Here is a 22,423-nt window from a genome sequence, read left to right as displayed (position 1 = left end):
TTAGATTCAAAAAGTCGACTTTTTGAACTCGCACTATGATAGTAGCATTCATCAAAGAAACAGAATTATGCGTGGAAGTTCAAATCAAAGCGATGCATAAAATAGCTTGAACAAGGGTATAAAATCAGAGAGGCTTATTTGGAAAAAAACGAGCAGCGGCGCAGGTTGAGAACAATTTGTGAACTTCTCCAGATTGATTGACAAAAAAGGGGTACGAATTTATAGTTAATATGGTAAATAGGCTCATTGACAATATGTGACCTTTTGTTCGAAAAATATTTGCTTTAGAGGTGGGATTAATTAGATGAATCGATGGCAGAATCTGTGGCGTTACATCCCTCTTGTCGGGTTAATGTTGCTATTATCGGGCTGTGGGAGCGACACGCTTTCAGCGTTGAGGCCAAGAGGTCCGGTAGCTAGAGATCAGCTGTTTTTGATGGAGCTGAGTCTGGGCATCATGGTATTGGTAACCGTGATTGTATTTGCGATTTATATTTATGTGCTCGTACGCTTTCGGAAGAAAAAAGGCGATAAAGATATTATTCCGAAGCAAGTGGAAGGCAGTCACGTTCTGGAAATCATTTGGACGGTAGTGCCTATTATTTTGCTGCTCATTCTGGCTGTGCCAACCGTGAGCTACACCGTTAAGCTTGCTGAAAATCATATTGGCAACAAGGACGCGGTGCATGTTAAAGTAACGGCGCATCAATTCTGGTGGCAGTTCGAATATCCGGAGTTGGGAATTTCAACAGCACAAGATTTGGTTATTCCAAAAGGTAAGAAAATTGCCTTTGAAATTACTTCAGCAGACGTATTGCATGCTTTCTGGGTGCCTTCACTTGCAGGTAAGCAGGATACCAATCCGGGCATGACCAACACGATGTATTTTGAGGCGGATGATGCCGCTGTCTTTATGGGTAAGTGCGCGGAGCTCTGTGGAGCGTCACATGCATTGATGGACTTCAAGGTTATATCGAAGACCGAAGCCGATTTTACCAAGTGGGTTGATAAAATGAAAGCTCCTGCGACTATTTCTGCAGATGCGCGGAATGGTGAACAGGTGTTTAAAGATAACTGTCTCGCCTGTCACGCGGTCAGTCCCGAAGGCCTTGGGATGGGACCGAATCTGAACGGTTTTGCTTCACGTGAAATGATTGCAGGTGTGTTGCCTCGTATAGACAAGGATGGCAAGGATATCAATGATGCGAAGCTGCATGAATGGATTAGTAATCCTCAGTCCGTGAAACCGGGTAATAAAATGCCTGCTTTTGGTCCTACAGGATCGAAACCGCTGCAAGATCAACAAATCAACGATGTTATTAAATATTTGAATGCTCTGAAATAGGGACGATTTTGGAAAAAAGGAGGTAAAATACGTTGGCAAACTCTCATCCAGTAAAGCACTACAGTGGACTTATGGATTGGTTAACTACGGTTGACCACAAAAAGATCGGTATTTTGTATTTAATCGCAGGCGGCTTCTTTTTCTTGATAGGCGGTCTGGAAGCTATTTTGATCCGGATTCAGCTTGCGTTTCCTGATCAGAAAATTTTTGTTGGCGATGCGTTTAATGCTCTGACAACAATGCATGGTACAACGATGATTTTCTTTGCCGCAATGCCGATCATATTTGCATTTATGAATGCGATTGTTCCACTCCAGATTGGAGCGCGAGATGTTGCATTCCCTTTCGTTAATGCGCTTGGCTTATGGTTATTCTTCTTTGGTGGCGTAATGCTGAACGTGAGCTGGTTTTTGGGCGGTGCTCCAACGGCCGGTTGGACAGCTTATGCTCCATTATCTGCCATCGTCGATACCACGTCCGCATATCATGGGGTCGACTTTTATGTACTAGGTCTGCAAATCGCAGGATTGGGTACACTAATTGGGGGGATTAACTTCCTCGTTACGATTATTAACATGCGGGCACCAGGCATGACTTACATGAGAATGCCAATGTTTACATGGACGGCTTTTATTACTTCGGCTTTGATCCTGTTCGCTTTCCCGGCGATCACGGTTGGTTTGGTTGAGCTTATGTTTGACCGTATGTTTGGCGGTGCTTTCTTCGAAATTTCCAAGGGTGGGAACGCTGTACTATGGGAGCATTTATTCTGGATCTTTGGGCATCCCGAAGTATACATTCTGATTCTTCCTGCTTTCGGAATCATTTCCGAAATCGTCAGTACGTTTTCCAAAAAGCGTCTTTTCGGATACAGCTCCATGGTATTCGCAACAGCGTTGATCGGATTCCTGGGCTTCATGGTTTGGGTCCACCATATGTTTACAACAGGTATTGGTCCAATAGGTAATGCGATTTTTGCGATTGCAACAATGGCCATTGCCGTACCTACAGGCGTTAAAATCTTTAACTGGCTGTTTACATTGTGGGGCGGTCAAATTACGTTCTCGACAGCTAATATGTTTGCAACAGCGTTTATTCCAACCTTTGTTATGGGTGGTGTGACTGGGGTTATGCTTGCAGTTCCACCGGCAGATTACCAGTACCACGATACTTACTTTGTTGTCGCGCATTTCCATTACGTTATCGTTGGTGGACTTGTACTGGGATTATTTGCAGGCCTTTACTATTGGTGGCCAAAAATGTTCGGACGTATGCTTAGCGAGACGCTTGGCAAAGTTCACTTCTGGACATTCTTTATCGGGTTCCATCTGACATTCTTCCCGCAGCATTTCCTTGGGCTTATGGGGATGCCACGCCGCGTATTTACATACCAGCCAGGCGTAGGGCTTGAAGAAGGTAACTTTGTCAGTACGATTGGTGCTTTCCTGATGGGTATTGGTACTATCGTATTCCTGATCAATGCAATTGTAGCAGCAAGAAAACCAAAAAATGCACCTGCAGATCCTTGGGATGGTCGTACACTGGAGTGGTCGATTCCTTCTCCTGCACCTGAATATAACTTTAAACAAACTCCACTTGTTCGTGGTTTGGATGCATTGTGGAAAGAAAAGATGGCTGGCAACAAGGAAATGACGCCTGCCGAACCTATTGGTTCGATTCATATGCCATCCGCATCGATCCTGCCTTTAATATTCTCAATCGGATTCTTTATTGCAGGTTTCGGTTTTATGTATCACACGTATTCTGTCGCTATTATCGGTGGAGGCATCATGCTGGCTTGTATGTTCCTTCGTTCGGTATATGATGACAAGGGCTTTCATATTGAGCCGGAAGAACTTGAAGATAAGGGGGCTAAGGCATGAGTGCGCATCATGAAGTAGGCGGTGCACTGCCACCTCACGCAGAAACCGCGACATTGGAAGGCAAGAATAAGGTCACGGGCTTCTGGCTCTTCCTTGGCGGAGAGTGCGTATTGTTCGGTACGTTGTTCGCAACGTTCATCGCATTACGTAATCAGGTTCCTGATGGTCCAACTGGACAAGAATTGTTTAATCTGACAACAGTCGGAATTTCCACATTTATTTTGTTAACGAGTTCCTTGACCAGCGTATTCGCTACAATGGCCATGCATCGTAATGATTTGAAAAAGCTGAACTTGTGGATGGCTGTTACCGTATTGCTGGGTTTGGGATTCCTGGGTCTGGAAATTTACGAGTTCATGGAATATGTTCATGAAGGTCATGTATTTACGAAGAGCGCATTTGCTACTTCCTTTTATACACTCGTTGGCTTCCATGGAGCGCACGTAGCGTTCGGTGTACTATGGATCACATTGTTAATTATATCTTCGTTCAAAAAAGGACTTACAGTCGTAACTGCCCCTAAGTATTACGTTGCCGGACTTTATTGGCACTTTATCGACGTAGTATGGGTATTTATCTTCACCGTAGTGTACTTATTGGGGAAGGTGGGACCGTAAATGAGCAGCCAACAGCATGCAACACCAGCGGCTAAGCGCCATAAAGCGGAAAGCCCTAAGAACCATTACTTGTCTTATATTGTATCGATTCTTTTAACAATGATAGCCTTTGCCGCTGTACTTTATGGCGGATTGGATCGTTGGTTTCTCATTCTTTTCCTAACGGGTCTTGGGATCGTACAAGCGATTTTCCAATTAGCTTATTGGATGCACATGAAGGAAAGAGGTCACCTGTTTCCTATTGTAGGGATTATATTTGGATTCATCGTAGCTTTAACTGCAGTAGCGGCAGCCGTCTACTGGACTTGGTGGTAAGTAGAGGAGGCTTTTAGAAATAAAAGCCTCTTCTTTCTATTGAGCATGCACTATTTTTCACAAAGTAAGTAGGCAGGAAATTAAGGTTAGTGAGAAAGGAGAATCATCATGAACATGGAAGCAATGGGTCATATGGAGCACACAACAGGAGATATTATGTCGGCGGGTTTTGCTAACCTGTGGAGTCCCGGGTTGCTCCTCATTGTTGTCATTATCGGCTGGCTGTACAGTTTGGCTGTAACTCGCTGGCGTCATCGTTTTGCGGATACAGCACCTGTGAAAAGGAGTCAGCTAGTATACTTTTATTTGGGGTTGTTGATGTACTATGTAGCAGAGGGATCGCCGCTCAGCTTGTATTCGCATCTCTACAGCTTTAGCGCTCATATGCTGCAGCAGTCGTTTCTGTATTTAGTTGTACCTCCGCTGCTGTTGCTGGGACTGCCTGGATGGCTGCTGCGCCCTGTATTGAAACCGAAAGCGATGAAGGCTTTTATGCAGGCTTTTACATCGCCATTGATCTCTTTGTTCGTGTTTAATATGGTGTTCTCCTTTTATCATATTCCGATCATTATGGATACTTTAATGGCCAACATGCCGCTTCATGAGCTGTACAAAGCTATTTTTCTACTGGCTGCTTTTCAGCTGTGGTTCCCTGTATTTTGTCCGTTACCTGAATATAACCGGATGTCCGAGCTGAAGAAGATGGGTTATATCTTCGTTAACGGGATCTTGCTGACACCTGCCTGCGCATTGATCATATTTGCAGGATCACCTTTATATCAAGCCTATGCTGACGTTCCTGAACAGTATTTGTTCATGTCGGTGCTTAATGATCAGCAGCTTGGCGGGGTCATTATGAAGATTGTTCAGGAAATTGTTTATGCCGTGGCGCTTGCGTATACCTTCTTCGGCTGGTACCGGAGAGAGCGCAAAATGGAAGCGGAAGAAGATCTGATGAATGAGTCTCTGATTCAGCATCCACAAGCCCAGCCTTCTGTTCAAATGAATCGAGCTTAAATTTATGATGGGTTAGGTGGGACTCGGTATGCCTATTTTACCAACGATCAGCACCAGCTTTATAGTGATCAGTGCGATCTTTGTCGCCTGTGGATGGTACCAGATTGTGAAGGGTAACCGTCAAACACACCAAAAGCTGATGGTGTGGGGTGCGGTGTTCGCACTTGCCTTTTTTATTATATATGTATCGAGAACGTTGTTCGTCGGCAATACAAGCTTTGGGGGTCCCGAGCATTTAAAGCTTCCCTACCATTTATTTTTATTTTTTCACATTGCCTTGGCTACGACAGGCGGCGTATTCGGAATCGTCACGCTGCTGCTTGCGTATAAACAAAGATTTGCCAGACACCGCAAAATAGGGCGTTGGACAGCCGTAATGTGGCTTCTAACAGCACCTACAGGTGTAGCCGTATTCATTCTTCTGTATGTGATGTATCCAGGTGGAGATACCAAACCGATGATCAATGCGATATTTGGCATATAATAAAGAAGCAGATGCTTGTCCATGAGATGGATGCATCTGCTTCTTTTTATTACGTATTGATTATGAGTCCGGGATTCAGATTAAAGCGCGCTTCCTCCAAATATAAACCGGTATTCCCAGTGTCTATTATCAATAGTATCAATGCGGACTCCACCGGATTCCTTGGAATAGGTGTGCAAGATTTTACCGTCTCCCAGATAGATGCCTACATGTGTAATACGCTGATTAGCTGTATTGCTGGGATATGCGGATTTGCTTGTTCCTTTGTAATCCATGAAGAACATCAGGTCGCCTACCTTGAGGTTGCTCCAATTGGTAGTGGTTTTACCGATTTTGCGGACGTAGTCACCCTGCTGTCTGGAGTCGCTTGGTAGTGTAATATTGGCACCATCTTTAAAAGCCTGGCGTACGAAATCAGAGCAATCGAAGGTATTGGTGTTGGAACGGTCGGAACCATACTCATAGGGGGTACCTAAATAGGATTTGCCCGCTTTGATAACACTATTAATGGTGTTACTGGTATTGCCGCCGTTATTACCTCCACTTCCGCCGCTACTACCACCGGATGTGGACGGTTTTATGTATTGGCTGTTGGTTGATACATAACCTGTGACTCCATTGGAATCACTGACTTTGTACCAATAGTCATTAACCTTCGACAAAATTTTAACGGTTTCTCCGGCTTTCAAAAATCTGATGCTGCTCGAATCGGTGGATGCACCTGTTCTGAAGTTAACGCTGCTAACAATGACGGCCGAGGAAGGATCGGTGGTGCCACTGCCGCCAGAAGAGGTCTCTTTTATGTATTGGCTGCTAGTTGATACATAACCGGTTTCTCCTTTGGAATCACGGATTTTGTACCAGTAGTCATTGATTTTTGATAAAATTTCAACAGTCTCTCCGGCTTTCAAAAATCCTTTGCTGCTCGAATCGACGGACGCTCCAGTTCTGAAGTTAACGCTGCTGACAATGACGGCTGATGAAGCATCGGCTTGGTTGGGGACGAGTAGACCGACGCCTGTGGTGAGAGTGGTGGCTAACAGCAATGTCGCAAGATGTTTTTTCAAAATGTAATACCTCCAGTTGATGTTTTCAAACCTTATGTATATAAACATTCTCATTGCTTTTAAGCAGGAGAACGAGGTTTGCCTGGGAATCGATAAAAAAAGCTGTGGTTGGTTATCGAAATTGTTGATTTGACATCTAACCCGTTTGACAGCCACAATGGGGTTAGAATCCAATCGAAAGTCCTTTATATTGGACTCCACCGCTTCATAGGGTTCGAGGCTTGTCCAAGATTTGGCGGGGTACCCATTATATCGTCGCTTGAACCAGCTAAGTTTAGTGGTAAATGTTGACATGGTTTTCATGGTATTGTGGACAGAAGTAAGAATTAGGATTGTAACTGAAAAGTCAACATGATATGATAGTGAAAACAGTATTGAGAACAAGGTTCATTATGATGAACAGAAGGAGGATTTTATGGCAAATACAAGTATCATTTTACGGGTAGAGTTAGCACATGATTTGGTAACTTTTGGTGATGTGGCTGCAGTTATTAGCCGTGCGGGCGGAGATGTAACTTCGATTGACGTTATCCGTGTCGGCAAGGAATCCTCGGTTAGAGATATTACGATAGATGTGCAGGATTCGATTGAGGCTGAAGTCGTTCAAGCTATTAAGGACCTGAAAGGGATCACACTCATCAACGTGTCGGATCGTACCTTTCTTGCTCATCTGGGCGGTAAAATTTCTGTTCAACCGAATATGCCGATCAAAAATCGAGATGACTTGTCCCGTGTATATACACCAGGGGTAGCCCGTGTCTGCACCGCTATTCAAGAAAATCCACTAAAGGCTTATTCCTTAACTATCAAAAGGAATACGGTAGCTGTTATTACGGACGGCACGGCTGTTCTGGGGCTGGGTGATATTGGACCGCAGGCTGCTGCTCCGGTAATGGAAGGGAAAGCGATGCTGTTCAAGCAGCTGGCTGGTGTGGATGCGTTCCCGATCTGCCTGGACACGAAGGATACAGAGGAAATTATTCGTACTGTGAAAGTGATCAGTCCTATCTTTGGCGGTATTAATCTGGAGGATATCAGTTCGCCGCGCTGCTTCGAGATTGAATCCCGATTGGAGGAGGAACTCGATATACCGGTATTTCATGATGATCAGCATGGAACAGCTGTAGTCATGATGGCTGGGCTGATTAACGCGCTGAAGGTTGTGGACAAGCCAATTGAATCCATACGTGTTGTAGTCAATGGAATCGGGGCTGCTGGTGTATCGGTTTGCAAAATGCTGCTCGCGGCAGGGGTTAAGCGCCTTGTGCCGGTTGACCGTGATGGTGCGATTGTCCGCGGTCAAACCTATGATCAACCGATGTGGCAATGGCTTGCTGAACAACCTCAGGTTGAAGATGTTGCTGGAGGCTTGGACAAGGTTATTCACGGGGCTGATGTTTTCATTGGGGTGTCGCGTGCGGGACTGCTGAAGGTTGAGCATGTTCAGTCGATGGCTAATGATGCGATCGTGTTTGCTCTTGCCAATCCTCATCCGGAAATCGATCCGGAAATTGCTCAAGCGCATGTTCGTGTGCTGGCAACAGGACGTAGTGATTATCCGAATCAGATCAACAATGTGCTGTGCTTCCCGGGGCTTTTCAGAGGGGCATTGGATTGCAGAGCACGCCGTATCCATGAGGATATGAAGCTGGCTGCCGCTCGTGCCATTGCTTCGGTCGTGAGCGATGATGAGCTGAATGAGCTTTATATTATCCCAAGTATATTTAACGATCATGTAGTAACCAATGTTCGCCATGCTGTTATCGAGGCAGCGATTCGTACGGGTGTTGCTCGCCGGATTCCACCAGATTTTCGTTAAAAGCGAATGATACTTGATACAAGTGTTACCCTACTAACGGTAATTCGGTTGAAGTAACTCTAATGTAGAACAAAGCTTAAGCAGTCGGGAACCTCCGGCTGCTTTTTTCTGTTGGTTACAGATAATTCCGTCTGATTGAGCGATAAAAGAATGTTTTCAGTTTATAAATTGTGTTTAATAAATAATATTAAATGGTGATTTTAAGCGAGGTGATTCTTTATCGAGTCGATTTATCATGCTGCTGGACTTGCTCTTTTGGAGCAGAGTGCTGCTGCTTCGAGGAGATCGTCATACGGCAAGTGCAATGATTATGAACAAGCAAAAGATTTCGATAGAGGACATCTATCTACACATATTTCAAAAATCACAATACGAGATTGGGCGACTGTGGCAGACTAACTAGATTAATGTAGCACAGGAGCATTATTGTACCGCGGCGACCCAAATGATCATGTCCCAGTTGTATCCTTACATATTCTCGATAGCACGCAATGGCAGACAAATGGTCGCAGCTTGTGTAGGAGAAGAACTGCATGAAATCGGACTGCGAATGGTATGTGATTTTTTTGAAATGGATGGGTGGGATACGTATTATTTGGGTGCCAATGTTCCGAAGCGTTCTGTCATCGACTCGATTGTAGACAGGCAAGCCGATATTATGGCGATCTCTGCAACGATGAGCTTTCATGTTTATCTGGTCAAAGAGCTAATTCCGTTTAATATTGATCCCGAGCTATGGAAAAACGTAGGTGCAGATGGACATGCCTACAATGCTAAGGATGCGATATCTCAGGCACGTGAGTTGATGAAAATAAAATGATAGCAGATTAGGGGGAATTGTATTCAACTTTTCACCACTTAGGGGGGCTTTAGATGGGAGAGAACCAGGTTGTTATCTCACTATTGTGCGACTCGGATGGACGGATCGTATCGATTATTCGCGATGATCTGGATATATCTTCAACCTTGGACGCCGGTAGTGGCGTATATTCAATATTTGATGAAATGAATACTGGTAAATTTCGCGAATTTCTTAAAGAGGTCAAGATCAACAAAGCTTTATTTAATTGGGAAATTAATCTGAAAATCGGAGATCGCACAGAACTGTTTTATTTTAATGGCGGCTTGTTTGAGGAAAGCATATTGGTCGTGGGCTCGAAGTATAATTCTATTTATTCATATTTCTACGATGAGCTGATGAAAATCAACAATCAACAACTGGTGGCCCTTCGGGAAACGATCAAGAAGCTGTCTCAGGAAATGCTCTTGAAGATGGAGCAGGAGCAACGAGCCTATGAGGAGTTTTCAGCCTTAAACAACGAACTGGTGCTAGTTCAGAGGCAACTGGCCAAAAGCAACATTGAGCTTAAGCTGGCCAAGGAAAATGCAGAGCAGGCGAATCAAACCAAGAGTACCTTTCTGGCGACGATGAGCCATGAAATTCGGACGCCAATGAACGGCATTATTGCGATGGCCGAGCTGCTTTCCTATTCTAATTTATCGATTGCCCATAAAAAATCGATTTCAATCATTTTGGATTCTTCTAACATGCTGCTGACGATTATTAATGATATTCTGGATCTATCCAAAATCGAGGCGGGTCAAATGCGTATTCAGGAGGTGGAGTTTGATCTTCGTGAGCTGCTGGATCTGATTCTGCAATTAATGATTCCACGTTCACAGAAGAGAGGCAACAAGCTCCACATACATATAGACCCGAGGATAGCTCCTACTTTAAAAGGTGACCCGGATCGAATTCGTCAAATTTTATTGAATTTGATTGGGAACGCTCTGAAATTTACGGATCAGGGTCAGATTGATGTGAGGGTACGATTACTGTCAGCGTTTGACAAAAAGCAAAGGTTGATTTTTGAAGTTAAAGATACCGGAATCGGAATATCCGAAGAAAATCGCAGCAAGCTGTTCCAGCCTTTTTTTCAAGCTGATCAGTCTCGAACTCATAAATTCAGTTCAACCGGATTAGGCCTGTCCATATCCAAAAAATTGCTTGAGATCATGAAGGGTCGTATTGGAGTCGAGAGCACAGACGGTGTCGGTTCAACCTTCTGGTTTGAAATCGAGCTGGATATCGAAGCTTGCGCCAAATTACAGGGTGCTCCAGCACCAGAAGTTGTGACGCCGAGTCAGGACCTGTCTATTTTACTGAATAAAGATTTGAGCTTGCCGATTATGCTGGCGGAGGATAATCAAATCAATCAACAGGTTGCCCTCCTGCAGCTTAAAAAGTTGGGACTCACCCACGTTATTACCGTTTCCAACGGAGCCGAGGTTTGCGAGGAGGTCCAGCGGCGCGACTTTTCCCTGATTTTGATGGATAATCAGATGCCTGTGATGAACGGGTTTGATGCCAGCATGAAGATCCGGGAGTGGGAGAAGGAGACTTCTCATGCCAGGAGTACAAGATTGCCGATAATCGCGATGACAGCCAACGCCATGCAGGGCGACCGCGAAAAGTGCCTTGGGGCTGGGATGGATGATTATATTACCAAGCCGGTTAATCTGGCCACCTTGAAGGAAGTTCTGCTAAAGTGGCTGCCGGAATTGCCGGCGTTGGAGACCGATTCGACTGAACAGACGGAAGCTGGGGATACCTTGCTGAATCTGTGTGTTATTCAGGAAATTATGGATTTGAACGATGACGGAGACAATTCAATGCTGGCGGCCTTGTTTCATTTGTATGGTCAGGATACACCGGACAAAATGAAGCTGCTGAAGCAATCTGTTGATGACAAGGATGCTATTAATCTCAGAATTGTCGCTCACGATTTGAAATCAGCGAGTTTAAGCCTTGGCATGAATACCTTATCCAGAGCTTTTGAGAAGCTGGAGACAATCGGACGATCCAATTGTGTAACAGAAGCATGCATAGGACTGATTACAGAGGTTGAACAGCTGTACGCAGATACTTGTGATGCCTTTGAGCAACTCTTACTGGAAAATAACTGACCTGTCCCAATAAAAGGGTAATGAACACGCCAAAAGAGCAGGCTGCCGAAGCATCTGCTCTTTATGTGTATCTGGGCTCACGAACAACTCAGTCGGAATGATGATTGGTAGGCATAGCTTCCGGAGAAGTCAGCCTATCGTAGAATTCAACATATTTGTCTTTATCAGAACTTGAACGTAGAGCCATTCCTGCACGTGGATGCTCGTTCAATACACCAGCGACCATGTAAGGAATAATGTAGCCCCACTCCACTTTTTCGCGCATAGGGATCAAATGTCTTTCGATTAAATCCAATACGGGACGAATTTCGTATCTTGGATTTTTCAAATAACTTACCAACAACTCAGTTGGGCAGTTACCAGCGGCGCGGCCCATACCGAATACGGAAGCATCCAGAAATTCAACGCCTTTGGAAGCACCAACCAATGTGTTGGCGAATGCAAGCTGCATATTGTTGTGCATATGAAGACCGAGCTTTTTATTAGGAAGTAAATTCTGGAATTTGGATACCATATAATCGACATCACGATTGTCCATGCTGCCATAGGAATCGACTACATAAACGACATCGACAGGGCTTTTTGCGATATCTTCAAAAGCTTCTGTCAATTCATTTTCCATAACGTGAGAGAGAGCCATAATGTTAATGCTCGTCTCGTAGCCGTAGCTATTGAACTTGTTGACCAGTTCCAGCGCCTTGTCCACATCTTTGATATAAGTAGCTACACGGATCATGTCCAGATGGCTTTGCTCACGAGGTAAAATATCATTCTCATCAACACGGCCAATATCGACTAATGCAGACAGTTTTGTATCGGTTTTTGTTTTAATAACTTCCTTAAGGAAATCCTCATTCAAAAAGCGCCAAGGACCAGCATCGGCACCCTTTAACAGCTTAGCCGAATTTTTATAACCAACTTCCATATATTCCACACCAGCTTCGCTCAAGCCAGCATACATGTCCTGAACCATTTTCACGCTAAAATCCCAGTTATTGACGAGTCCCCCGTCACGAATCGTACAGTCCAAAATTTTGTGGTTAAGATCTTTTGTCATCCGAATTTGCTCCTTTTCTGTCAGTGCGCCGTTAGTCAGACCGCAGCGGTCTGCTTCATTTTTCTTTAACGCTTTTTGGCTTTTAAGCGGTAAAGTAAATTCCCTATATTTAATATGCCATAGTATAAACAATCTTGTCAATAAAAACAATCCGGCTTCACCGCGAAGCCGGATTGTTCGTTGCATATTTATGAACGATGATGAGTGCTATGGGGTTTTGATCAGGGTATATTTACCGATCAGAGGTAATGGCTTTATTTGTCCATTAGCCGCATTAATGATACCCAAGATCGTCAGTACGAGTGCACCCAGATTGGCAATGGGTACCAGAATCAAGTTTAGGAACGGAATAGCTCCTAATACAAGGTTGCAAGCAATGCAGACCAGCAGCAGCAGTAATCCCTGATTGGCATGGTACATGGCAAATCGTGATTGCTTGGCAACGATGAGGGGCAGGAAGAAAATAATGTAGGCAACAATACCAATAACTTTGTTCTCAGCGGCATCGGCTGGATCAACAGGAAGCTGTTCAGATGAACGATTAGGATCTTCAGACGGTGATGACAATATTTCCACCTCTTTCTTATACATGTTATATACTGTTTGTTTATGTTTTGTAACCATCGTATGCAAAATTGAAACAGCATATGTTCATTTTATTTGGAATATCTTCTTTTTTCAAGGGAAATAATAGTAGGTATGGCTAATAACGGATTTTCCCAATTGGAAAAAGGACAAGTAGCTGTTATCAATCAGATACCATGTTGTTGGTAAGTGAGCTTGGGTGAAAAAGATTTACCTCGGAAAACAAAGTTGTACCTTCCCTATTTTTCGTTGCCAGGGTAACACTGTTTCTCTAGACCCACACGAGAATCGTTTGTTATGATGGACATATAGATAACGAGCATGTTTCATCATGGTCTGGAGGAGTGTCAGAAGTGAACGCATATGATAATCTGAAGCAGGGTGAGAAGGGCGCATGGGTCAGTATTGCTGCGTATATTCTTTTATCCATATTCAAAATCAGTATGGGCTATATAACGGGCTCTGAAGCGTTGACCGCTGATGGTATTAATAATACAACCGATATTATTGTGTCTCTGGCTGTACTAATCGGTCTGCGTATTTCTCGTAAACCCCCTGACCACGATCATCCGTATGGTCATATGAGGGCAGAAACGATTGCTTCGCTGGTGGCTTCCTTTATTATGTTTGCTGCTGGTATTCAGGTTATCATTCAATCTGTGCAAAGCTTGATGTCTGCTGAACGCCAGGCTCCCGATATGCTCGCGGCATGGGTTGCTCTCTTCTCGGCTGTCGTGATGTGGGGCGTATATATGTATAATAGAAAGCTCGCCAAACGTATAAACAATCATTCGTTAATGGCTGCGGCTATGGATAACCGTTCGGATGCTTTTGTCAGCATAGGCGCAACGGTTGGTATTATCGGCTCTAGATTCGGTTATCCGATATTGGATACGATAGCTGCATTTGCCGTAGGACTGATCATATGCAAGACGGCATGGGACATATTTTCGGAGGCAACACATGCATTGACTGACGGCTTTGATGATAAGCGGTTGAAGGTGTTTCAGGAAACGGTGCGTGAAACTCCTGGAGTGAAGAGTATCAAGGATATTCGGGCGAGAGTCCACGGCAGCAGTGTGCTGCTTGATGTAGTGGTAGAGGTAAGTGCAGAACTGAGCGTAGAGCAAAGTCACCATATAAGTGACGAGATCGAGCAGCGCATGCATCAGCAGCATAGTATCGATAATGTGCATGTACATGTAGAACCGTACTCCAACCTAAAAGAAGAGAGCTAGCTCCTCGTGAGGGCTTTGGCTCTCGGGATTTTAGCGATACACATGAGCTAGCTTGTCCGTGAATACAATAAGAGCTTCAGCAGGATCGAATCAGATCCGGTTGAAGCTCTTATTTTTATGGAATATATTGCTGCACGATGTTTACGATCTTCCCGTTCTTAACGGTCAAATGGTATGGATACTCATGGATAACGGCGTCTTTGCTAAAAATAGCTTTGAAATTGTTCAATGTTATCGGTTCATTCCATACAATCTGAGCTTCCTCAGGACTACCGTTTCGGTTATAAATTTGCATCAGAACCGTTGCATCGCGCTGAATTTCAAAAGTTTGCAGTTTAGTGTTATCATTAACGATATAGTAGCCGCTTGGTGCACCCATCTGCCCGAATTCAGGCTCTCTTTGTGCAAAAACAGCATCAGCTTCCTTACCTTCATACCATTCGATATCATCAACAACGATATAGGTCTTTCCATTATCCGTATACATATCCTGAATGAAAGCCGGGTGGGTATCGCTGCTTTTGGCTACAGGGGCATAGTCTCCGTTGGTTTGTGCAGAAGTAAGGCCGGACATGATCAAAGATAATAAAGAGGTAATCAGAAGCGTTCGCCACATTTTTTTCATTAGTATTCCCCTTCGCACACTGGATACTTATCATTAACGCGAAATAGGCGATTTGAAACGCGCAAGTCTTAACAAGAGAGGAATCAATGCCATGCTTTTTTATATCATTGCTGCTATTGTAATGATTATTGACCAAGCTTCGAAACGTTTGGTTCGCTTATACATGGAGCTTGGAGAGTCGATACCTGTTCACCGGCTATTACAATTCACTTATATTGAAAATGACGGAATGGCGCGTGGCCTATTTCCAGGATATGCACGCCTGTTTGCTTTGGTTGCCGTCTTATTTATTGCAGGGATCTTGTATTATCGCAAAAAAGGCGAGCTTCGCGGAACGCTGATGGACATAGGCACTGGATTTATGGTTGGGGGTGCTGTTGGCAATGCGATTGATCGCATCGTATTGGGTACTGTCACTGATTTTTTGGCATTTGGTTCAGGCCGAGGTGTGATGAATATTGCTGATTTGGCAATAAATATAGGGGTACTCTTTATGATAATTGCGATGATTCAAAATTATGTCTCACAAAAAAGCAAGTCTGAGCATGTGAATGAGGGCTAGAAGTGCGATGAAGATGGAGTGAAGCAGCCCAATAATGCTGGAGAAGCACCTGTGATCGAAGATCGGAAGGATATTGGGCCGCTAAGCTAAATGAATCCACCTTACTCGCTACACCTTTTGCAAGGAAAGTGAAGCGTGGGTTCCAGCTGTATGTCCTGTAGCAAAAGCCGCCGATATGTTGTAACCACCCGTATAACCGTGGATATCAAGAATCTCACCGCAAAAATACAGTCCGCTCATTAGTTTTGATTCCATAGTTTTCGGATCTACCTGCTTAAGATTAATACCTCCGCCTGTAACAAAGGCTTCTTCGATGGACAGTGTCCCATTCGCCTCAATAGGAAAAGCTTTGATGAGCTTGCACAATTCAAGCCATTGCTGCTTAGGGATATTATCATAGGTAATGTCTTCCTTTAGCTCCGCTTTGTGCAGTAAGAGAGGAATAAGCCGTTCGGGCAAAACCGCCTTTAGTACATTTTTTATCGCTTTTTTGGCGTCTGTCCGGGCTAAGCCAAGCGTGTAGTCATGGACCTCTTGCAGGCTCTGCTCGGGAAGAAGGTCTATCGTTAATGTTATCGTAGGTGTACCAAATTGCTTGAGCGCCTTAACAACAAATTGGCTGCATCGTAACACGATAGGACCGGATATGCCAAAATGCGTAAAGATCAGGTCGCCTTCATGCTCGATGAGCTTTTTCCCCTTTGGATTCCATACGGATAGTGTGACGTCACGCAGGGATAGTCCCTGCAGCTCTTTACTCTTTATGAAAGGTTCCTTGGAAGTGATAGGCACCTCGGTGGGAAAAAGCTCAGATATCGAATGTCCCGCATGCTCGGCCCATGGATAACCATCACCAGTTGAACCTGTTTGCGGCACTGACTTGCCTCCTGTAGCGACAATGACGCAAGCCGCGTGAATCAGCTCTCCCGACTGCAGCCGCACACCTGCTGTTCGTCCTTCCTTGTACAGGATTTCTGCAACAGGAGCATTCGTCTGAATATGGACGCCTTGGCGCTTCACCTGATTGATCAACGCGTCGACTACATTTTTGGCCTTATCGGTAACAGGAAACATTCGACCTCGGTCCTCTTCCTTCAGCTTAATTCCAAGCCCCTCAAAGAAAGTGATAATGTCCTTGCTGCCAAAATGGGTAAATGCACTATATAGAAAACGCCCGTTACCGGGAATGTTCTTGATCAGCTCATCAATATCCTTGTTATTCGTAACGTTGCATCGACCGCCACCCGAAATTCCGAGCTTTCGCCCCAGCTTGTCACCCTTGTCAATCAATAGTACCTTCGCGCCGTTACCGCTTGCTGCAATACTTGCCATAAGACCGGCTGAACCGCCGCCGATAACAATTACATCGAACTTCATGAATCTAATCTCCCTTTGGTTAACAACCTCCGTTGTTTTTTCCATATTCTAATAATGATATATACGATCAGAGCGATCGCAGGCAACCATAACAGCTGTAACCCGTACCGATGCACCAAAAGTGCCAGCTGGGGTACATGATCTCCTGCAACGTAGCCTAATGTGAAGAATAGCAGTGTCCATACGAATCCGGTTGAGTATGAGATAAGGGCGTAACGTCGAAAGGACATTTTATTCAAGCCCACAAGATACGGAATGATATGGCGAACTACCGGCAGAAAGTAGCTAATCGCCAGTGCGTATGAACCGTAACGGGCCACCAGCCGCTCTGACTTGTCTACATATAAAGCAAGCTTTTTTTTGCGACGCATTCGGTTCAACGCCGGTGTGCCAATCCATCGTCCTAAGACATAACCCAGCGTCAGTCCTGACACAACCCCCAAATAAGTCAGTAGAAAGGCAGGAATCGGCAAGAGTAGACCGCTTGCGGTCACGGCTCCACCAGTCATGACAATACCTTCATCCGGAACAGGCATCCCAACAATTCCTAGCCATAAAGCAAAAAATAATGCTGCATACCCATATTGTCCAATCATCGTTATCAGCGCTTCATAAGTCATTCTCAAGCTCCATTTCTCCATTAGGCTCAAACTAAATATACCAATAAAAACCTCGAACAGCAAAAGTGGTAAAATCCTGGCTATGCCACTGCTGAATAAGGGAATTCATAGCATGGGAACCAATAATCGCCCAGCCTGCTGACGTCCACCTATGTCCATACTAATTGCAGGGGAGGACTGCTATGAAATACCTTATTTACATGATAATTGCGGCTTTGTTCATGATGATCTGTGTCTTCACCTTACAAATAGGTGGGAAGGGTGTAGCGGCACTCTTGTTACCGCCATCTCCAGCAGCTGCAGCTGTAACGTCATCAGATAAGATTGCGTACTTAACCTTTGACGATGGACCTTCGCAAAGTACTTCACGCATTTTGGATATTTTGCAGAAAGATGGGATCAAGGCTACATTTTTTGTTACAGGAAAAACTTCTGACTACAGTAAGCAGATGCTTCATCGAATTGTAGATGAAGGGCATACGCTCGGCAATCACACGTATTCACACGATTATAAACGTATTTATGCTTCGGTAGGGGCCTTTAAGGCTGATGTTGATCGGCTGAACCGATTCTTGGAAGAAACCGTAGGGGTCAAGCCGAATATCCTTCGTTATCCCGGAGGATCCAATAATCATTTAAGCTGGCGATCAGGTGGCCGTCATATCATGAGTGCTATTACCCGCGAGATGTCAGCTCTTGGCTATCAGTATTTTGACTGGAATGTGAGTTCTACTGACGCAGCAGCAGTCACTCAGAGCAAGGAAGCGATTGTGGAATCGGTTAAAAGCAACAGCAGCGGCAAAAAACAAATTATTGTACTTATGCACGATATGGATGTAAAGACGACGACAGTGGAAGCACTACCGGAAATTATTTCCTATTTGCAGCAGTCTGGTTATCATTTTGATGTGCTGGGCAAGGATTCTTATACCTTTCAATTTCTGCGACCAGGAAAAAGCTAACCGAAGATTATGGCGAGCGTACAAAGAACCTTTGCTTTCCAACCTTGCCGATGTATAATGGGAGTTAGAATAGTTTTTATATCATTATGTTAGTAAAGGAGATGAGCTAAGATGTCGATGTCATTTGAATCGTACATGAAAGATATGGTCCAACCGATGAGAGATGATTTAACCCGAATCGGAATTACTGAGCTGCGTACGCCGGAGGAAGTTGTTGAAAACCTCGCAGACGTAAAAGGTACAGCTCTTGTTGTCATTAATTCCGTATGCGGATGTGCTGCTGGTCAATGCAGACCAGGTGTAGCCAAAGCATTGCAAAACGAGGTGAAACCGGACCATTTGTTCACGGTATTTGCCGGTCAGGATAAAGAAGCAACTGCCAAAGCACGTGAGTATTTGGCTCCTTATCCACCATCATCACCATCAATCGCTTTGTTTAAGGATGGACAGCTTGTTCATTTTATTCAACGTCATCAAATTGAGGATCGTTCCGCTGATTTAATCGCTAACGACCTGACAAGCGCTTTTGAAAACTACTGTAAGTAGGAAGCTGTTTATCCAATAAACGCTTCCGATATACGAAGACTCCCCCGGCCTCAGGATTCCCTGGGCTGCTGCGGGAGTTTTTTTGTAAAAATGGATAGGGAGAGGTGGAGAGTCATGAATTTGCAGCAGGAAATTATCGCTAAGCTGGGTGTGAAACCGACTATACAGGTGGATGAGGAAATTCGCAAACGGGTTGACTTTTTGAAGCAATACATAGAAAATGCCGCTGTCGATGGGCTGTTGATTGCGATTAGCGGAGGTATTGACAGCGCCGTGGCAGCGGGATTGTGCAAGCAGGCCACCGATGAGTTAACGGCGGAAAAGGGAAGAGAGTACAAAACGGTAGGTGTGTTTCAGCCTTACGGAGAGCAGTCGGATATTACAGACAGCTATGCGGTAGCTGAAGCCTTCGGATTAACCTACAAAATCGAGACGAATATCGAAGAAACCGTCAATGAAATCGCGCTTGAAGCCGAATATGGGCTTAAATCGATCGGTATTCATCGTCATATAAGTCGTGCGGGCAAAGGCAACGTAAAGGCAAGAACGCGGATGGTGCTGCAATATGCATTGGCATTCGATTTGAATTTACTTGTTGTTGGAACCGATCATGCATCGGAGGCGATCACCGGATTTTTCACGAAGTATGGAGACGGTGCCGTTGATATTACACCACTCAGCACATTAAACAAACGACAAGTTCGACAGCTAGCGGCAGTGCTGGGTGTTCCGCAAAGTGTATTGGATAAAGCGCCAACGGCTGGATTATGGGAAGGACAGACGGATGAGTCCGAGCTTGGCATCACTTATGAAGACAACAGCGATTATCTGGAGGGCAAAGAGATTTCTCCTGCAGCCAAGGAGAAGCTGGAGAAGCAGTATCTAAAGACCGAGCATAAGCGAGTAACTATTCCGGGAGTGTAACATTACGCTGGATAAGCTTGCTCATTATTCACCACGTGTTTGTAGTTTATCTGCATAGAAAGCATGGAAGAAGGTTAAAGCTTCAATGATTATAGGTATTGGAATCGACTTAGTCGATATCGCCAGAGTGAATAAGATTATGAAGGGCGACGCAGGGGAGCGGTTTGCTGTTCGCGTACTGACACCGGGAGAGCGGGAGTTGGCGGCCAAGCGGCAGGGACGCGTGGCCGAATTTATTGCTGGTCGCTTTGCCGCAAAGGAGGCGGTCAGCAAGGCATTGGGCTGTGGTATCGGCAAGCAGGTATCGCTGCAGCACATTGAGGTGCTGCCGGATGAACGCGGCAAGCCGATCTGTACGGTCGACCATGCAGCCTTGCAGCGGCTGGAGCTTGATCCGGCTTGCACGGTCATTCACCTCAGCATTACTCATACCGATTCGACAGCAATGGCATATGTGATGGTGGAGAACAGAGGGAAACAGGCATAGCAGTTAGCCGTTCAACGAAGCCTGAGCATCCATAGAAGCGCAGGCTTCCTTCTAACGCTTGGTAGCCAACCAGTCTACCAAGGCCTGCGTTTCCTCTGGCTTCAGCTTGGTCCCGAAAGCAGGCATTCCGTTGCCGCCGCCAGTAATTTGCTTATCTATCTGCTCCTTAGTTAACCGTGAGCCTACCTGCTGCAGATTCGTTTTGGGTCCTACACGCCCTTCTAGCCCGCCTCCGTGACAGGATAGGCAATTTTGCTTATAAACGGATTGGACTTGCTCGGGTGCACCCACCAACGCATCGTTTTGATTCGCATTTTTTGCGGCCCCAAATGGTTCCTTACCGCTATTTTGCGTATTGCTGCCACAGCCTGATACAATGCCCAAGGTTAGAACAATAATTACTGTTAGCATATATTGGGTCCGTCTGTTCATTGGATAACGCCCTCCGATTGTTTATTTCCTATGTACAACATCCACGCTAAACCAATCATACTTAGCCCTCCAGCGCCCCCAAGCACGACCGAAGCCAAGCCCAGATATTGAGTCGCAACCACAACTGTGAGCACAAACTGCCAAATGCCTATATAAAGGATGGGTCTTCCGAGCCAAACGCCTAGTTGAGCAAGTGACGCGGCAACAATGAAGGATTTCATCAAGGGTATAAAGGAAACATCTGCAGCGTGTACATACCCAAGCGTCCAAACCGCTACGATGATCATGATCACAGACCATACAGATGCACCGGCAGGTATCGTTACTTTGCCCCAGACGCCAAGCCGGACATCCCTCCATATCACAACAGCACTAGCTGCAAGCGCAATCCACAGTGGAATCGACTGCCAGGGAGAGACATTCAGCCATTGTCCGATAAATTCCAATGTGGACGCCAGCACGGATTGGATTCCCCAGATCATCAACCATACGAGATACGGTCGTGAGTTTTGAATGTTTTGCAATATAGTCTGCTTCGGGTTCATGGCTTCAACTGATTTCATCATCTTCACACCTTTTCTGTGCATCAATTGCGATCTGCTGACGTAACAAAACGATGCTTTTTGGCATAGTCACGTGGAGATACGCCGGTTACTTTTTTGAAAATACGGCTGAAATAAAACTCATCTGTATAGCCCACACTGCTCGCTATCGATTTCAGACGATAATCGGACAGCATCAGCAGTTCCTTGGCACGGTCAACGCGGAGATGCGTCAAATAATCAATTGGGCTGTAGCCTATATATTTTTTGAATAATCGGGAGTAATGACTTATACTCAAGCCAGCCATTTGTGCAAGTCCTTCAAGAGTAAGAGGCTCCTGGTAGTGGCCTACCATATAATCCTGGGTTAGTTCAATGGCGGCAGTTGTATTGCCGGCGACTTTTTGTGCGCGGAAATCCTGAATCAACGTCATGAAAAACTCCAGCAGCAATATTTTACGACGCATGGCTGTCATATGCCCTCTACGTTTCCATAATATGTCCAATTGCTCGAACAAATAAATAAGCTGGGGTGTGTTGTGTACGGTGTACATGCCCTCCAGAGGAAATGGCGACTCTTCCGAGCTTCGGGAAATCCACTGTTCCTTCTCGTCGAAAGTTTCCGTATAATGAAAACGAAAGAAATAGTATTCCAGCGGCTGCTCGGGATCGGTTTGCCGCTCAACTTCCATACCGGGACTGAAGGAGAAGAACTTGCCAGGGTCCGCAGGGTAATGGGTTCCATTAATCGTAAAGCTGCCTTTTCCTTTAATAATCAGCCAAATCGAATGATGCCGGATCGTTCGGGGCAGCTGTCGCCATTCAGGGCTGCATTTTTGATGGCCGACAAGCAGCAGGGAAATTACTAGTTTATTCAGTCTGGCGGCTAGTTCACCAGGAGTCAGCATCGGTCCCACTCCTTCACTAAAAGCTGCCATTTATTATACCACAA

25 protein-coding genes are annotated in these 22,423 nt (G+C 45.1%); 16 read left to right on the top strand and 9 right to left on the bottom strand.

What is annotated here, in order from left to right; all coding sequences use genetic code 11:
- Positions 1 to 304: 304 nt before the first annotated feature.
- From coxB to BK127_RS12205, 6 genes are all read left to right on the top strand, one after another.
- Positions 305 to 1,345, top strand: coding sequence for a cytochrome c oxidase subunit II (coxB, locus tag BK127_RS12230; protein ID WP_076230342.1), 1,041 nt, complete (start codon positions 305 to 307; stop codon positions 1,343 to 1,345).
- A gap of 71 nt (positions 1,346 to 1,416) precedes the next feature.
- A complete protein-coding gene (ctaD, locus tag BK127_RS12225; RefSeq protein WP_076230637.1) occupies positions 1,417 to 3,228 on the top strand; it encodes a cytochrome c oxidase subunit I in 1,812 nt (603 codons plus the stop codon).
- Positions 3,225 to 3,845: a cytochrome (ubi)quinol oxidase subunit III gene (locus tag BK127_RS12220; RefSeq protein WP_076230341.1), complete on the top strand. Its 621-nt coding sequence runs from the start codon at positions 3,225 to 3,227 to the stop codon at positions 3,843 to 3,845. The genes ctaD and BK127_RS12220 overlap by 4 nt, the downstream gene beginning before the upstream one ends.
- Complete coding sequence (locus BK127_RS12215; RefSeq protein ID WP_076230340.1) at positions 3,846 to 4,160, top strand: cytochrome C oxidase subunit IV family protein; 315 nt, start codon at positions 3,846 to 3,848, stop codon at positions 4,158 to 4,160. It begins immediately after the preceding gene.
- A 108-nt stretch (positions 4,161 to 4,268) separates the two neighbouring features.
- Positions 4,269 to 5,177, top strand: coding sequence for a cytochrome c oxidase assembly protein (locus tag BK127_RS12210; protein ID WP_256711280.1), 909 nt, complete (start codon positions 4,269 to 4,271; stop codon positions 5,175 to 5,177).
- Positions 5,178 to 5,205: 28 nt separating this feature from the next.
- On the top strand, positions 5,206 to 5,661 hold the full coding sequence (locus tag BK127_RS12205; protein ID WP_076230339.1) for a DUF420 domain-containing protein: 456 nt from the start codon (positions 5,206 to 5,208) through the stop codon (positions 5,659 to 5,661).
- A gap of 80 nt (positions 5,662 to 5,741) precedes the next feature.
- On the opposite strand, the gene BK127_RS12200 is transcribed toward BK127_RS12205, so the two are convergent.
- Complete coding sequence (locus BK127_RS12200) at positions 5,742 to 6,728, bottom strand: C40 family peptidase (RefSeq protein ID WP_076230338.1); 987 nt, start codon at positions 6,726 to 6,728, stop codon at positions 5,742 to 5,744.
- A 415-nt stretch (positions 6,729 to 7,143) separates the two neighbouring features.
- Here BK127_RS12200 and BK127_RS12195 point away from each other — a divergent pair, with 415 nt between their 5' ends.
- The 4 genes from BK127_RS12195 to BK127_RS12185 all read left to right on the top strand — a co-directional run bounded on the left by BK127_RS12195 (position 7,144) and on the right by BK127_RS12185 (position 11,514).
- Complete coding sequence (locus tag BK127_RS12195) at positions 7,144 to 8,547, top strand: NAD-dependent malic enzyme (RefSeq protein ID WP_076230337.1); 1,404 nt, start codon at positions 7,144 to 7,146, stop codon at positions 8,545 to 8,547.
- 235 nt (positions 8,548 to 8,782) lie between these two features.
- Positions 8,783 to 8,950: a hypothetical protein gene (locus BK127_RS44745; protein ID WP_256711279.1), complete on the top strand. Its 168-nt coding sequence runs from the start codon at positions 8,783 to 8,785 to the stop codon at positions 8,948 to 8,950.
- Positions 8,951 to 8,998: 48 nt separating this feature from the next.
- Positions 8,999 to 9,367: a cobalamin B12-binding domain-containing protein gene (locus BK127_RS44740; RefSeq protein WP_256711278.1), complete on the top strand. Its 369-nt coding sequence runs from the start codon at positions 8,999 to 9,001 to the stop codon at positions 9,365 to 9,367.
- A 53-nt stretch (positions 9,368 to 9,420) separates the two neighbouring features.
- Positions 9,421 to 11,514: an ATP-binding protein gene (locus tag BK127_RS12185; RefSeq protein WP_083689251.1), complete on the top strand. Its 2,094-nt coding sequence runs from the start codon at positions 9,421 to 9,423 to the stop codon at positions 11,512 to 11,514.
- Positions 11,515 to 11,602: 88 nt separating this feature from the next.
- On the opposite strand, the gene BK127_RS12180 is transcribed toward BK127_RS12185, so the two are convergent.
- Entirely contained in the window at positions 11,603 to 12,571 is a 969-nt protein-coding gene (locus BK127_RS12180) for an aldolase catalytic domain-containing protein (protein WP_076230629.1), read from the bottom strand.
- 207 nt (positions 12,572 to 12,778) lie between these two features.
- Complete coding sequence (locus BK127_RS12175; RefSeq protein WP_256711277.1) at positions 12,779 to 13,162, bottom strand: DUF4870 domain-containing protein; 384 nt, start codon at positions 13,160 to 13,162, stop codon at positions 12,779 to 12,781.
- 347 nt (positions 13,163 to 13,509) lie between these two features.
- On the opposite strand from BK127_RS12175, the gene BK127_RS12170 reads away from it, so the two are divergent.
- Positions 13,510 to 14,394 carry a cation diffusion facilitator family transporter gene (locus BK127_RS12170; protein WP_076230335.1) on the top strand — a complete coding sequence of 295 codons (885 nt, stop codon included), beginning with the start codon at positions 13,510 to 13,512 and terminating at the stop codon, positions 14,392 to 14,394.
- A 115-nt stretch (positions 14,395 to 14,509) separates the two neighbouring features.
- On the opposite strand, the gene BK127_RS12165 is transcribed toward BK127_RS12170, so the two are convergent.
- Positions 14,510 to 15,019 (bottom strand): hypothetical protein, encoded by a 510-nt coding sequence (locus BK127_RS12165; RefSeq protein WP_076230334.1) that lies wholly within the window; start codon positions 15,017 to 15,019, stop codon positions 14,510 to 14,512.
- A gap of 91 nt (positions 15,020 to 15,110) precedes the next feature.
- On the opposite strand from BK127_RS12165, the gene lspA reads away from it, so the two are divergent.
- Positions 15,111 to 15,581, top strand: coding sequence for a signal peptidase II (lspA, locus tag BK127_RS12160; RefSeq protein ID WP_076230333.1), 471 nt, complete (start codon positions 15,111 to 15,113; stop codon positions 15,579 to 15,581).
- Between the two features lie 108 nt (positions 15,582 to 15,689).
- Here lspA and BK127_RS12155 read toward each other — a convergent pair whose 3' ends face one another.
- A complete protein-coding gene (locus BK127_RS12155; RefSeq protein WP_076230332.1) occupies positions 15,690 to 16,958 on the bottom strand; it encodes a BaiN/RdsA family NAD(P)/FAD-dependent oxidoreductase in 1,269 nt (422 codons plus the stop codon).
- Entirely contained in the window at positions 16,955 to 17,578 is a 624-nt protein-coding gene (locus BK127_RS12150; RefSeq protein WP_076230331.1) for a DedA family protein, read from the bottom strand. Before BK127_RS12150 ends, BK127_RS12155 begins: the two co-directional genes overlap by 4 nt.
- Positions 17,579 to 17,760: 182 nt before the next feature.
- On the opposite strand from BK127_RS12150, the gene BK127_RS12145 reads away from it, so the two are divergent.
- From BK127_RS12145 to acpS, 4 genes are all read left to right on the top strand, one after another.
- Complete coding sequence (locus tag BK127_RS12145; RefSeq protein WP_076230330.1) at positions 17,761 to 18,540, top strand: polysaccharide deacetylase family protein; 780 nt, start codon at positions 17,761 to 17,763, stop codon at positions 18,538 to 18,540.
- A 111-nt stretch (positions 18,541 to 18,651) separates the two neighbouring features.
- On the top strand, positions 18,652 to 19,086 hold the full coding sequence (locus BK127_RS12140) for a BrxA/BrxB family bacilliredoxin (protein WP_076230329.1): 435 nt from the start codon (positions 18,652 to 18,654) through the stop codon (positions 19,084 to 19,086).
- A 114-nt stretch (positions 19,087 to 19,200) separates the two neighbouring features.
- The gene (gene nadE / locus BK127_RS12135) at positions 19,201 to 20,010 is read left to right on the top strand and encodes an ammonia-dependent NAD(+) synthetase (RefSeq protein ID WP_076230328.1); all 810 of its coding nucleotides are present in this window, start codon (positions 19,201 to 19,203) and stop codon (positions 20,008 to 20,010) included.
- An 85-nt stretch (positions 20,011 to 20,095) separates the two neighbouring features.
- The gene (acpS, locus tag BK127_RS12130; RefSeq protein ID WP_076230327.1) at positions 20,096 to 20,497 is read left to right on the top strand and encodes a holo-ACP synthase; all 402 of its coding nucleotides are present in this window, start codon (positions 20,096 to 20,098) and stop codon (positions 20,495 to 20,497) included.
- 51 nt (positions 20,498 to 20,548) lie between these two features.
- Here acpS and BK127_RS12125 read toward each other — a convergent pair whose 3' ends face one another.
- From BK127_RS12125 to BK127_RS12115, 3 genes are read right to left on the bottom strand one after another with little or no spacing between them, the layout of a single operon-like run.
- Positions 20,549 to 20,929, bottom strand: a complete 381-nt coding sequence (locus tag BK127_RS12125; protein WP_256711276.1) for a c-type cytochrome — start codon at positions 20,927 to 20,929, stop codon at positions 20,549 to 20,551.
- Positions 20,926 to 21,492, bottom strand: coding sequence for a hypothetical protein (locus tag BK127_RS12120; RefSeq protein ID WP_179097456.1), 567 nt, complete (start codon positions 21,490 to 21,492; stop codon positions 20,926 to 20,928). The genes BK127_RS12125 and BK127_RS12120 overlap by 4 nt, the downstream gene beginning before the upstream one ends.
- Positions 21,493 to 21,515: 23 nt before the next feature.
- The gene (locus BK127_RS12115; protein ID WP_256711275.1) at positions 21,516 to 22,409 is read right to left on the bottom strand and encodes an AraC family transcriptional regulator; all 894 of its coding nucleotides are present in this window, start codon (positions 22,407 to 22,409) and stop codon (positions 21,516 to 21,518) included.
- Positions 22,410 to 22,423 lie beyond the last annotated feature (14 nt).

This window comes from Paenibacillus sp. FSL H7-0331 (assembly GCF_001956045.1).
This window is presented reverse-complemented; position numbering and strand designations above follow the sequence as displayed.